This is a genomic window from Falsiroseomonas oryziterrae, from assembly GCF_021864505.1.
In the GTDB taxonomy this organism is placed as follows: Bacteria; Pseudomonadota; Alphaproteobacteria; order Acetobacterales; family Acetobacteraceae; genus Falsiroseomonas; species Falsiroseomonas oryziterrae.
In genome coordinates this window covers 1-11,496 of the sequence record NZ_JAKJIB010000107.1, presented here as the reverse complement: position 1 = coordinate 11,496, position 11,496 = coordinate 1, and the positions used below count along the sequence as shown (strand labels likewise).

The following is an 11,496-nucleotide window of genomic DNA, read 5'->3' as shown; positions in this document are numbered from 1 at the left end:
GCTGGCCCAGGCCGCGGCAGGCGGCTGCGTCGTCGTGATGTCCACCCGCGCCGGGTCGGGCCGCGCGGTGCCGGCCCTGCGCTATGCCGAGCAGGGCTTCGTGACGGCGGATACGCTGACGCCGCAGAAGGCGCGCGTGCTGCTGATGCTGGCGCTGACCCGGAGCAACGACCGGGCGGCCATCGCGGAGTTGTTCGCCCGGGCCTGACGGCCAGGCGGCCGGCTTGCCCCCGCCCCGCGCTCGGGCCAGAAGCGCGCCACGAGAACGGGGCCGCCAAGGCCCCGAGACCCTGGGAGACCGTCCACATGGCGATCCAACGCCGAATCCTTTCGCTTGCCCTCGCCGGCGCGCTCGCCGCGCCCGCCGCCATCGCCCAGTCCTGGCGGCCCGCGCGCCCGATCCGCCTGATCGTGCCCTTCGCCCCCGGCGGATCCAACGACATCGTCGGGCGGCTGATCGCCGAGGCGGCGGGCCAGGCGCTCGGCCAGCCCATCGTGGTCGAGAACCGCGCCGGCGCGGGCAGCATGCTGGGCGCCGAGCATGTCGCGCGCTCGGCACCCGACGGCTACACGGTGCTGATCAACAGCGGTCAGTCCACCGTCCCGGCGATCGTGGCGCGCGTGCCCTATCATTCCGTCAACGATTTCACCGGCATCGCGGTGGCCGGCTTCTCGCCGCATCTCGTGGTCGTCAATCCGCAGTTCCCGGCGCGCACGGCGCAGGAGCTTCTGGCCACGCTGCGCGCCGCGCCGGGGCGGCACAACCTCGCGACAGCCGGCATCGGGAGCGGCGTGCATGTCGCGGCGGAGCTGTTCCGCGCGGTGACGCAGGTGCAGGTGGAGCTGGTGCACTACCGCGGCGGCGGCCCGGCCGTCGCGGCGCTGGTGGCGAACGAATCGCAGCTCGGCACGCCGACCATGGCGAGTTCGCTGGGCCAGGTGCGCGGCGGGGCGCTGCGGGCGCTCGCGGTGATGGCGGAGCAGCGGCACCCGTCGCTGCCGGACGTGCCGAGTGCGCCGGAGGCCGGCATCCCGCGCGCGGTCTTCGAGGAGTTCTTCCCGATCCTCGCGCCGGCCGCGACGCCCGCGCCGGTCGTGGCCGCGCTTGGCGCCGCCTTCCGGGGCGCGATCCAGCAGGTCGCCCCACGGCTCGACGAGCTGGCGGGCGTGGTGCCGCGGGCCGGCTACGAGACGCCCGAGCAGGTCATGGCGCTGGTGCGCCAGGGCGTCGAGAGCTACTCGGCGATTCTGAGCGCGGCGGGCGTCCGGCCGGAGTGACCGGGGCGGGGTGAGCGAGGCGATAACCCCCACCCGCCTCGCTGCGCTTGGCCGTCGAACGCCCTTGGCGTTCGACCCCCCGCTTCGCGGGAGAGGGGAGCCGGACTCAGCACCCGCCGGGGACGGCTGTCAGCTCCAGCAGGCGACCGGTGACGGAGAACTCGCCGAAATCCATCACGAGGTCATCGGCGACGCCATTCTCGAAATAGCGCAGCCCGACCTCGTATTCGGGCTGGCTGGCGCCGCCGGTCGCGGCGCCGCGCTCGAAGAAGGCGATGCGCATGCGCGCCGAGGCCTGGCCGGCGAGCAGCGGGAAGCGGGGCGGCTCCTGCGGCGTGGCCTGCCAGCCGGAGATGACCGTCGTCGTGTCCTGCACGCCTTCGTCGGAGGTCCCGTCGAAGAGTGGTCCCGCCAGGATGCGCCGGCCGGCGCGAGCGACCTCGATCGAGAGCACAGTGTGGCGCGTCGGCAGCATCGTGCCAGCGGGCAGCGCCTCCTCCTTGCCGGCGGGCTCGGTGTAGCGGACGCTCCCCGACCCGTCGGAGCGCAGCTCCGCCTCGCCGGCCACACGCTGGCTGATCGCCCCGCCGGTGGATTGGGTCAGCGAGAAGCGCAGGCGCGAATTGTCCTTCGCCTCGAAGGTCGCGTAGTCGGAGACGGTCTCGATCTCCTGCCCGTCGCGGTCCACCACGGTCATGGTCATCCGCTGGCGGGTCGCCCAGCCCTCGCAGGCGTCCTGCACGTCGAAGACCATCGCGCCACGCACGGCGGTGATGCCGGAGTTGCGCCCCTCGCCGAGATCGAGGCGGTAGGCGGCGCGGTGCGCCACCATGCGGGCGACGCCGGCCGTGATCGCCTCCGCGCTGACGCCGTATTGCGCGCCGGCAGCCGCCGGGACGGGTGCCTGGGCCGAGGCCGGGCCCGCGGAGAGCGCGAGGGCGGCGACGAGGCCAAGCAGCCGGCGGGCGATGGGGGCGTCGGTCATGTCGGCTCCTCGGCGGCGTTCCACCCGATTTAGGACGGTTTCGAGCCGGTGGCACCCTTGGCGGGCGGAAGCTCGATCCGGATGGACAGTTCCTTGAGGCGGGCAGGCTCCACGGTGGAGGGCGCGCCCATCATCAGGTCCTCGCCCTGCTGGTTCATCGGATACATGTTGACCTCGCGGAGGTTCGGCTCCTCCGCCAGCAGCATGATGATGCGGTCGATGCCCGCCGCCATGCCGCCGTGGGGCGGTGCGCCGTAGCGGAAGGCGTTGAGCATGCCGCCGAAGCGCTCCTCCACCGCCGAGGCCGGGTAGCCGGCGATCTCGAAGGCGCGGACCATGATCTCGGCCTTGTGGTTGCGGATGGCGCCGGACGCCATCTCGTAGCCGTTGCAGACCACGTCGTACTGGAAGGCCGGGATGGTGAGTGGGTCCTTGGTGTTCAGCGCCTCCAACTCGCCCTGGGGCATGCTGAAGGGGTTGTGGCTGAACTCGATCTGCCCGGTTTCCTCGTTCCGCTCGTAGAAGGGGAAGTCCACCACCCAGCAGAAGCGGAAGGCGTTCTTCTCGATCAGGTCGAGCTCGGTGCCGATGCGGGTGCGGACGGTGCCCGCGAACTTGCCCGCCTCCTCCTCCTTGCCGGCGGCAAAGAACACCGCGTCGCCCGGGTTCAGGCCGCAGGTGGCGCGGATGGCCTCGAGGCGCTCGGGCTCGAGGTTCTTGGCGATCGGGCCCTTCGCGCCGTCGGCCTCGAAGGCGATGTAGCCGAGGCCGCCGGCGCCCTGCGCGCGGGCCCATTCGTTCAGCTTGTCGAAGAAGCCGCGCGGCCGGCCCGCAGCACCCGGCGCCGGGATGGCGCGCACCACGCCGCCGCCGGCGGCGATCTTCGCGAACAGCCCGAAGCCGGAGCCGGCGAAGGCCTCCGTCACGTCACGGATCACCAGCGGGTTGCGGAGATCCGGCTTGTCGGTGCCGTAGTCGCGCATCGCCTGCGCGTAGGTCAGGCGCCGCCAGGGGCCGCCATCCACGGCGCGGCCCTCGGCGAAGCGCTCGAAGGTGCCCCGCATGACCGGCTCCATCGTCTGGAACACGTCTTCCTGCGTGACGAAGCTCATCTCGACGTCGAGCTGGTAGAACATCAGCGTGCGGTCGGCGCGGCCGGCCTCGTCGCGGAAGCAGGGCGCAATCTGGAAGTAGCGGTCGAAGCCGGCGACCATGGTCAGCTGCTTGAACTGCTGCGGCGCCTGCGGCAGCGCGTAGAACTTGCCCGGATGGAGGCGTGCGGGGACGAGGAAGTCGCGCGCGCCCTCCGGGCTGCTCGAGGTCAGGATCGGCGTCTGGAACTCGGTGAAGCCGGCGGCGATCATCCGCTCCCGGATGTCGTGGATGATCTGGGCGCGCAGGATCATGTTCCGCTGCAGCCGCTCGCGCCGCAGGTCGAGGAAGCGGTAGCGCAGCCGCATCTCCTCCGGCGCGTCGTCGTCGGTGGCGACCTGGAAGGGCAGCACCTCGGCAGCCGATTGCAGGACCAGGTCGCGGACGCGCAGCTCGATCTCGCCGGTGGCGAGCTTCGGGTTCACCGTCGCGGCGTCGCGCTTCACCACCTCGCCGGTGACGGTGATGACGCTTTCGGGGCGCAGCGCCTCGGCGGCGGCGAAGACCGGGGAGCCGGTCGGGATCACGCACTGGGTCAGGCCGTAATGGTCGCGCAGGTCGATGAAGAGCAGCCCGCCATGGTCGCGCTTGCGGTGCACCCAGCCCGAAAGCCGGGCCGTGCTGCCGGCGTCGGCGGCGCGGAGCGCGCCGCAGGTGTGGGTGCGGTAGGCGTGCATGGAACGTCCCGGAGCGACTGGAAGAGGGCGGAAACCGCCACCCCCGGGCCGGGAAGTCAAGCGCCCGACCGCGATCGCGCCGACCGTGGACGCCGGAGGCGGGCGCGGTCGAAGCGTGAATCGTGGGCCTTGGACAAAGCCGAACGCAGATGGTCCCGAGACAGGGGGGCGGGCGGGTTCGGGGGCAAGGCGGCTTTTCGCCCCCGGGGGGGAGGGCTAAACCGGACCCATGAGCCGCCGCCAGCCCTCGACCGAGGTGCCCGTCCCGATCACCGACACCGCCGCGCTGGCCGCCCTGTGCGAGAGGCTGCAGGGCGAGGCCTTCGTCACGGTCGACACGGAATTCATGCGGGAGAGGACCTACTGGCCCGAGCTCTGCCTGGTGCAGCTGGCAGGGGACCATGAGGTCGCGGTGGTGGACACCATGGCGCCGGGGCTCGACCTCGCCCCGCTCGGCGCCCTCCTCGCCGACTCGAAGGTGGTGAAGGTGTTCCACGCGGCGCGGCAGGATGTGGAAATCTTCCTGCTGAAGTTCGGCGCCGTCCCGACGCCCCTCTACGACACCCAGGTGGCTGCCATGGTGGCAGGCTTCGGCGACCAGGTGAGCTACGACGCCCTGGCCCGGGCACTGGCCGGCGCTTCCATCGACAAGGCGCATCGCTTCTCGGACTGGGCGGCCCGCCCCCTGAGCCCGGCGCAGATCAGCTACGCAGCGGCCGACGTGACCCATCTGCGCGCCATCTACCGCGGCCTGGTCGCGCGCCTGGAGCGCGAGGGGCGGACCGGCTGGGTGGAGGAGGAGATGGCAGCACTCGCCGATCCCGCCACCTATCGCGCCGATCCCGAGACGCAGTGGGAGCGGCTGAAGCCGCGGACGCACAACCGGCGCTTCCTCGCCCTGCTGCGCGCCGCCGCCGCGTGGCGCGAGCGCGAGGCGCAGCGGGTGAACATCCCCCGCCAGCGCCTGGCGAAGGACGAGACGCTGCTCGAAGTGGCGGCGACCGCGCCGACGACGCCGGCCGAACTGTCCCGGGCGCGCGGCATCACGGATGGCTTCGCCAAGGGCAAGTCCGGCGCCTCGCTGCTGGCGGCGCTGGAGGAGGCGCGGAAGCTGCCCGACGACGCGCTGCCCGAGTTGCCGCGCGACCGCGGCCCGGCGCCCTCACCGGCGCTGGTGGCGCTGCTCAAGGTGCTGCTCGCCGCGCAGTCGGAGGCGCATCACGTGGCGCCGCGGCTGCTCGCAAGCACGGACGAGTTGGAGCGGTTGGCGGCCGGCGAGGACGTGCCGGCCCTGCATGGCTGGCGGCGGAGCGTGTTCGGCGACGCCGCGCTGGCACTGAAGGCAGGCCGGATCGCCCTCGGCGTGGACGGCAAGAAGGTCCGCGTGATCGAGGCCGGCTGAGGCGCGGCCTCGCCCTCCCTCCGAGGGACGGCGAGGCCGGATCGCTGGCATTTTCGGTGGAACCGCTGGGTGGTTCCACCGAACGGGCGCTAGCCGGCGCCCATCCCGGCGGATTGGGCTTGCCGGCCGCCCTGGCGAGCCACGCCGGCCATCGCGCGTCCCGCCCGCTCGCCGGCTCGCCTTGCGACGTCGCCGATCGAGACGATGCCGACCAGGCGCTTCTGGCGGTTCAGCACCGGCAGGCGCCGCACCTGCTCGCGCGTCATGTTCTCGGCCACCTCGTCGAGGTCCTCATCCTCGAACACGTAATGCGTACCGGGTGACATCACCTCGCGCACCTTGGTCCGGGCCGGGTCCTTCCCTTCGGCGAGGACGCGGATCGCGAGGTCGCGGTCCGTGACCATGCCGACGAGACGGTCGTTCTCGCCGACCGGCAAGGCGCCGGCCTCGGCTTCTGTCATCAGGCGCGCGGCCTGCTGAACCGTCTCGTCCGGGTTCACGACGCGCACCTCGCGGGACATCACCTCGGCGACGCAAGGCGCGTGCTGGTGCTGCCGGCCCTCGGCACGGCGGCGCTGCTCGAGCGGGCGCAACGCCTCCTCGGCGGTGCGGCGCGTCGCCCGCAGCAGGGTCGTGCCGCCCTCCATCAGCGCGCCGACATATTCGCGGACGAAGGCGCCCTGGAGTTCGACGAAGCCGTTCGGGCTGGCGCGCCGCAACATCTCCTGGGTCATGCGGATGTTGGTGCGCATGACGCCGTTCAGGACGTTGCCCATCGCCTCCTGCATGTCCTGGAGGCCGCCGCCCGCGCTGCGCGGCAGCATCATCAGCCGGCTGAGGTCCTGCGCCATCTCGCGCAGCGTCTCGGCATAGCGCTCGGCGCTCTCCTCCATGTCGTGCGCCATCTCGTCGCTCAGGCGACGACTGTCCTCGGCGACGCCGCGCGCGGCCTGGCGGGCGACGTGGCCGGCGGACTGGCCGCTGCGGCGGGTCATCTCCGCGCCCGCCTCGCCGAGATCACGCATGGCCGTGCCGCCGGCCTGGGCCATGCGAGTCGTGGCCTCTGCCCCGGCCTCGCCGGCCTGGCGTGCGGTGGTTGCGCCGCGTCCGGCTTCGCCGACGCGGCCGCGATCGCGGCCCGCTTCGTTCGCGCCGGGCGCGTCCTGGTTCTTATTGTCAGCCATCCTCGTGTCCCTTCTTCTTCGAGGGCGCGGCCCGGCACGGGGGCATGCCGGCCGCCGTGTCCGCGACGGCCGCCGCGGACCGGTCCTCAACGGGGCGAAGGCTGGGCGGTTGCCGCGAAAAAATTGAGGTTCGCGAGCCGAATACATCCGCAGGTTTCACGTTCCTGCCGCGCAGCGGCCGGACGCCCCCGGACCCGTCCCGTCGCGCAGTCGCCGCGCGTTCAGGCGCTGGCGGTATGGCCGGCTATCGGCGGTACTCGGCCTCGTTGACCTGCTCGAGCCACTCCACGGTCTTGCCGTCAAGCCGTTCCTGGATGGCGATGTGGCTCATGCCGGTGGTCGCGGTGGCGCCGTGCCAGTGCTTCTCGCCAGGCGGGAACCAGACGACGTCGCCGGGCCGGATCTCCTCGACCGGCCCGCCCTCCCGTTGCGCCCATCCGAGGCCGGCCGTGACGATGACGGTCTGGCCGAGGGGGTGGGTATGCCACGCGGTTCGCGCCCCGGGCTCGAAGGTGACGAGCGCCATGGCGACGCGGACCGGGTCGGGCGCCGCGAACAGCGGGTCCACCCGCACCGTGCCGGTGAACCATTCCGCGGGGCCCCGGCCCGAAGGCTCGGCCCCGGCGCGCCTGATCTCCATCCCTGCTGCCCCTCGTCCGACGGCGTGTCAGCCCTTTTCGCGTTCGGGCGGTACGGTCGTCCAGGCGCGCAGCATGGCCTCCGCGCCGGGGACGAAAGGCGCCCAGAGACGCAACATCGCCTCCGGCGTGTTGGCCGAGGCGGCCTCGGCCATCCGCTCGCGGAGGCGCGCCAGCATCTCCTCCTGCAGCGGCGCGAGGTCCGGCAGGCCGAGGAAGCGGCGGGCCTCTTCCGGGGTGCAGTCGACCTCGATGGTGACCTTCATGGTGTCCTGACCTCCACTGTCGCGGTCAGCCCCAGCGCGCCGGCGAGCGCGTCGAGGCGGCGCTGCACGCTCTCGCCGGCGAAGACGCCGCTGCCCTCGACCAGGCTGAGGCGGAGCTCGCCGCCGACGCGGCGCAGCGAGGTGCCGGCGAGCAGCACCGGCGTGCCGCCGGACAGGGTGAAGGCGAGCCGCAGCGCCGCCCCCAGCGCCTCCGCGCGCCGGATCGCCGAGGTGTCCAGCATCTGCCGCGCGGTGGTGAGGGCCGGCTCGCCCGGCTCGAGCTCGTAGCGGAGCGCGACGACCAGGGCGAGGAAGGCGCGCTGGTGATGGTCCACGCCGACGCCGGGCTGGCGGAGCACGCGGTAGAAGGCATGCTCGCCGCGATAGTCCGGATGGTCGTGGCTGCCGATGTCGGAGATCCAGCAGGCGGCGTCGCGCAGGGCCCGCTCCTCCTGGCTCTCGCCCTCGAAGAGCGGGTCGGTCCAGATGCGCAGCGCGGGCGCCAACTCGGGATCGCGGCCAAAGCGCGCCGCGAGATCGCGCCCGGCGGCCGCGAGCGGATCCTCGTGCCGGATCGCCTCGGGCAGCAGGCGGGCGTACCAGCCCTCCCGCAGCCCGTTCGCACTGAACACCACGCGGCGGGCGCCGGTCGCGCGCAGCAGGCGGCGCAGCACGACGGCCGCGAACGGCATGTCCTGGACGCGCTTGGCGGGTGCGCCGGGCATGCGTTCCAGCGCCTTGCGGTCGGCCTTGGAGACGACGCCGGCGAGGTCGCGCGCCTCCTCGCGCTTCAGCACGTAGTGGTGGACGATGTGCAGCGGATAGCCGGTCTGGGCCATGTGCATGCGCGCCAGGGCACGGAAGGCGCCGCCGACCAGGAAGAGGTCGCGGCCCTCGCCCGCCTTCAGCCAGGGGACGCCGGCGAGGTCGCCCTCGACCACTGCCCTCGCCTTGGACGGATCTCCGCCGGCGCGGTCGGACAGCCGGATGGCGCCGAGCGGGAGGGAGGCGGCACGGCCCATCCGGCCCCTGTCGAGTTCGACCAGTTCCAGCGAGCCGCCGCCGATATCGGCCATCACGCCGTCGGCCTCGGGGAAGCCGAGCAGCACGCCATCGGCGGAGTAGGCGCCTTCCTCGGCGCCGCTCAGCACGCGGACGGGAATGTCCGGCAGGCGCTCCGCCAGGGCGGCGATGAAGTCCGGGCCGTTGGCGGCGTCGCGCGCGGCGGCGGTGGCGAGGATCTCGACCGGATCGGCGCCCATCGCGGAGGCGACCGCGGCGTAGCGGGACAGGACGGTCAGCGCCTGCGGCACGGCGGCGTCGTTCAGCCTGCCGGTCTGCTGCAGCCCCCGCCCGAGGCCGAGGACGGCCTTCTCGTTGAAGATCGGGAGCGGATTGCGCGAGAGGCCCTCGAAGACGACGAGGCGGACGGAATTCGAGCCGAGGTCCACGACGCCGAGCCGCCGCGGCCGATCGGGGCGCCGGCGCGTGACGCGCGGCGGGGTGAGGATCAGGCTGTCCACGCGATCAGTCCTGCGCCACGCGATCCGGGCGCCGTCGCGTGCCGCCGGTGCGGGAGGCGCGGGCGGCGGCGGGCTGCAGCGCGCTGCCACGGCCGGAGAGCGAAGGGTTGGTCATGAAGTACTCATGCGCGGAGACCGGCTTCGGGCCAGGCGCCATGCGTCGATAGACGGCATCGGGTCCGAGTTCCCAGCTCTGCATCGTGTCCTGCAGGTTCACCACCATCACCTGGTCGAGGATCTGCGCGTGAACCGTCGGGTTGTCGATCGGCACCATGGTCTCCACGCGCCAGTCCATGTTCCGCGCCATCAGGTCGGCGGAGGAGATGAAGACGCGTGCCCGGCGCGACGGGAGCTTGTGGCCGTTGCCGAACACATAGATGCGGCTGTGCTCGAGGAAGCGCCCGACGATCGACTTCACGCGGATGTTCTCGCTGAGACCGGGGACGCCGGGACGCAGGCAGCAGATGCCGCGCACCACGCAATCCACCTGCACGCCCGCGCGGCTTGCGCGGTAGAGCGCATCGATCAGCTGCTCGTCCACCAGGGAGTTCATCTTGAGCCAGATGGCGGCCGGCTTGCCGTCGGCGGCGAAGCGGATCTCGCGCTCGATCAGGCCGAGCAGGGCGGGCCGGATGGTGAGCGGGGCGAAGGCCAGCGCCTCCATCGTCTCCGGGCGCGCGTAGCCGGTCATGTAGTTGAACAGCTTCTGCGCATCGCGCGTCAGCGCCGGGTCGGCGGTGAAGAAGCTGAGGTCGGTGTAGATCCGGGCGGTGACGGGATGATAGTTGCCGGTGCCGAAATGCGCGTAGGAACGGAGCCCCTCGCGCTCGCGCCGGACGACGAGGGAGACCTTGGCGTGGGTCTTCAGCTCGACGAAGCCGAAGACGACCTGCACGCCGGCCGCTTCCAGCTCTCGCGCGAGCGCGATGTTCCGCTCCTCGTCGAAGCGCGCCTTGATCTCGACGATGCCGGTGACGGACTTGCCGCTCTCGGCCGCCTCGATGAGGGCCTTGGCGATCGGGCTGTCGCGCGTGGTGCGGTAGAGCGTCTGCTTGATGGCGACGACGTTGGGGTCGCGCGCCGCCTGGCGCAGGAACTGCACCACCACGTCGAAGCTCTCATAGGGGTGGTGGACGACGATGTCCTTGGCGGCGATGGCGGCGAAGCAGTCGCCGCCGAAATCCAGGATGCGCTCGGGGAAGCGCGGCGTGTAGGGCGTGAAGAGCAGGTCCGGCCGATCGTCCACGATGAGGTGGCGCAGGTCGGAGACGCCGAGCAGGCCATCCACGCGGAACACGCCCTGCGGATCGGCCTCCAGCTCTCCCGTCACCAGCGCCAGCAGGTCGCCCGGCATGCGCGCATCCACCGACAGCCGGATGGCGCGGCCGCGGCGGCGGCGCTTCAGCGCGGATTCGTAGGAGCGGACGAGGTCCTCCGCCTCCTCCTCGAATTCCACGTCGGTGTCGCGGATGAGGCGGAACAGGCCGGTCTCGGCGGGGATGAAGCCGGGAAAGAGGCGGTCGAGGAACAGCAGGATCAGGTCCTCGAGCATCACGAAGCGGATCGGCTGGGTCCCCTTCCCCTCGCCCGTGGCCGGCAGCCGGATGAAGCGGTCGACCTGCGGCGGCAAGGGCAGCAGCGCGCGCATGGTGCCCCCATCCTCCTCGCGCACCAGCTTCAGCACCATGCAGAGCGCGAGGTTGGCGATGAAGGGGAAGGGATGCGCCGGGTCCACCGCGAGCGGCGTGAGCACGGGAAAGACGCGGTCCTGGAAATAGGTCTCGAGCCAGGCGCGGTCGGCGACCGTCAGCGTACTGGGCTCGGCCACGATGACGCCGGCCTCCGCGAGCAGGCCGCGCAGTTCGCGCCAGGCCGCCTGCTGGCCCTCGATCAGGGCCTGCGCCTCCGTGTGGATCGCGGCGAGCGCGCGCGCCGGGGTGAGGCCGTCGGCCGAGGGCGTGGTGACGCCGGCGCGATCCTGCCCGATCAGGCCGGCGACGCGCACCGAGTAGAACTCGTCGAGGTTGGATGCGGAGATGGCGACGAAGCGCAGGCGCTCGAGCAGCGGATGCCGGGGGTTCGCCGCCTCCTCGAGCACGCGGGTGTTGAAGGCGAGCCAGGAGAGCTCGCGGTTGATGAAGCGCGCGGGATCGTCGAGGCCGAGGGCGGGGGCGTCCGGGGGGGCCAGCGTATCCATGGTCGCCAGCCTAGCCCAGCGGCCTGCCGGCGGGCGAGGCGTCCTGTCCGTCCGCCACCGAACCGTCACGCTCAGGGTAGAGCCGGGCGATCACGGTGCGGGCGAAGGGGCGGGTGATGTCGGCGCGCTCCGCCAGCGCCGCGGCGTCGAGCGCGGCCACCGCGGCGGCGACCGCGGCGGCGTCGCGCGGCAGG

10 protein-coding genes and 1 pseudogene are annotated in these 11,496 nt (G+C 72.5%); 3 read left to right on the top strand and 8 right to left on the bottom strand.

Features of this window, described 5'->3' with window-relative positions; genetic code table 11:
- A pseudogene (locus L2I40_RS10890) lies at positions 1 to 208 on the top strand (asparaginase); the annotation flags it as partial.
- Between the two features lie 98 nt (positions 209 to 306).
- Positions 307 to 1,278, top strand: coding sequence for a Bug family tripartite tricarboxylate transporter substrate binding protein (locus tag L2I40_RS10885; protein WP_237214964.1), 972 nt, complete (start codon positions 307 to 309; stop codon positions 1,276 to 1,278).
- A gap of 106 nt (positions 1,279 to 1,384) precedes the next feature.
- On the opposite strand, the gene L2I40_RS10880 is transcribed toward L2I40_RS10885, so the two are convergent.
- Both L2I40_RS10880 and aspS read right to left on the bottom strand, forming a co-directional pair.
- On the bottom strand, positions 1,385 to 2,263 hold the full coding sequence (locus L2I40_RS10880) for a cell envelope integrity EipB family protein (protein ID WP_237214963.1): 879 nt from the start codon (positions 2,261 to 2,263) through the stop codon (positions 1,385 to 1,387).
- Between the two features lie 29 nt (positions 2,264 to 2,292).
- Entirely contained in the window at positions 2,293 to 4,092 is a 1,800-nt protein-coding gene (gene aspS, locus L2I40_RS10875) for an aspartate--tRNA ligase (RefSeq protein ID WP_237214961.1), read from the bottom strand.
- Positions 4,093 to 4,321: 229 nt separating this feature from the next.
- Between aspS and rnd the strand changes: the two genes are divergently transcribed.
- Positions 4,322 to 5,494 (top strand): ribonuclease D, encoded by a 1,173-nt coding sequence (gene rnd, locus L2I40_RS10870; protein WP_237214960.1) that lies wholly within the window; start codon positions 4,322 to 4,324, stop codon positions 5,492 to 5,494.
- Between the two features lie 89 nt (positions 5,495 to 5,583).
- On the opposite strand, the gene L2I40_RS10865 is transcribed toward rnd, so the two are convergent.
- From L2I40_RS10865 to L2I40_RS10840, 6 genes are all read right to left on the bottom strand, one after another.
- A complete protein-coding gene (locus L2I40_RS10865; protein WP_237214957.1) occupies positions 5,584 to 6,678 on the bottom strand; it encodes a CBS domain-containing protein in 1,095 nt (364 codons plus the stop codon).
- A 244-nt stretch (positions 6,679 to 6,922) separates the two neighbouring features.
- Entirely contained in the window at positions 6,923 to 7,318 is a 396-nt protein-coding gene (locus L2I40_RS10860; RefSeq protein ID WP_237214950.1) for a (R)-mandelonitrile lyase, read from the bottom strand.
- 27 nt (positions 7,319 to 7,345) lie between these two features.
- Complete coding sequence (locus L2I40_RS10855) at positions 7,346 to 7,582, bottom strand: DUF6489 family protein (protein WP_237214945.1); 237 nt, start codon at positions 7,580 to 7,582, stop codon at positions 7,346 to 7,348.
- Complete coding sequence (locus L2I40_RS10850; protein WP_372491046.1) at positions 7,579 to 9,105, bottom strand: Ppx/GppA phosphatase family protein; 1,527 nt, start codon at positions 9,103 to 9,105, stop codon at positions 7,579 to 7,581. The genes L2I40_RS10855 and L2I40_RS10850 overlap by 4 nt, the downstream gene beginning before the upstream one ends.
- A 4-nt stretch (positions 9,106 to 9,109) precedes the next feature.
- Complete coding sequence (locus L2I40_RS10845) at positions 9,110 to 11,302, bottom strand: RNA degradosome polyphosphate kinase (RefSeq protein WP_237214944.1); 2,193 nt, start codon at positions 11,300 to 11,302, stop codon at positions 9,110 to 9,112.
- Positions 11,303 to 11,312: 10 nt separating this feature from the next.
- Positions 11,313 to 11,496: hypothetical protein (locus L2I40_RS10840; RefSeq protein WP_237214942.1), on the bottom strand; the 184-nt coding region annotated here is incomplete at its 5' end.

Excerpts from the sequence above, each read along its gene's own strand:
- L2I40_RS10885 (WP_237214964.1), top strand. The coding sequence starts at position 307 with ATGGCGATCCAACGCCGAATCCTTTCGCTTGCCCTCGCCGGCGCGCTC.
- L2I40_RS10880 (WP_237214963.1), bottom strand. The coding sequence starts at position 2,263 with ATGACCGACGCCCCCATCGCCCGCCGGCTGCTTGGCCTCGTCGCCGCC.
- aspS (WP_237214961.1), bottom strand. The coding sequence starts at position 4,092 with ATGCACGCCTACCGCACCCACACCTGCGGCGCGCTCCGCGCCGCCGAC.
- rnd (WP_237214960.1), top strand. The coding sequence starts at position 4,322 with ATGAGCCGCCGCCAGCCCTCGACCGAGGTGCCCGTCCCGATCACCGAC.
- L2I40_RS10865 (WP_237214957.1), bottom strand. The coding sequence starts at position 6,678 with ATGGCTGACAATAAGAACCAGGACGCGCCCGGCGCGAACGAAGCGGGC.
- L2I40_RS10860 (WP_237214950.1), bottom strand. The coding sequence starts at position 7,318 with ATGGAGATCAGGCGCGCCGGGGCCGAGCCTTCGGGCCGGGGCCCCGCG.
- L2I40_RS10855 (WP_237214945.1), bottom strand. The coding sequence starts at position 7,582 with ATGAAGGTCACCATCGAGGTCGACTGCACCCCGGAAGAGGCCCGCCGC.
- L2I40_RS10845 (WP_237214944.1), bottom strand. The coding sequence starts at position 11,302 with ATGGATACGCTGGCCCCCCCGGACGCCCCCGCCCTCGGCCTCGACGAT.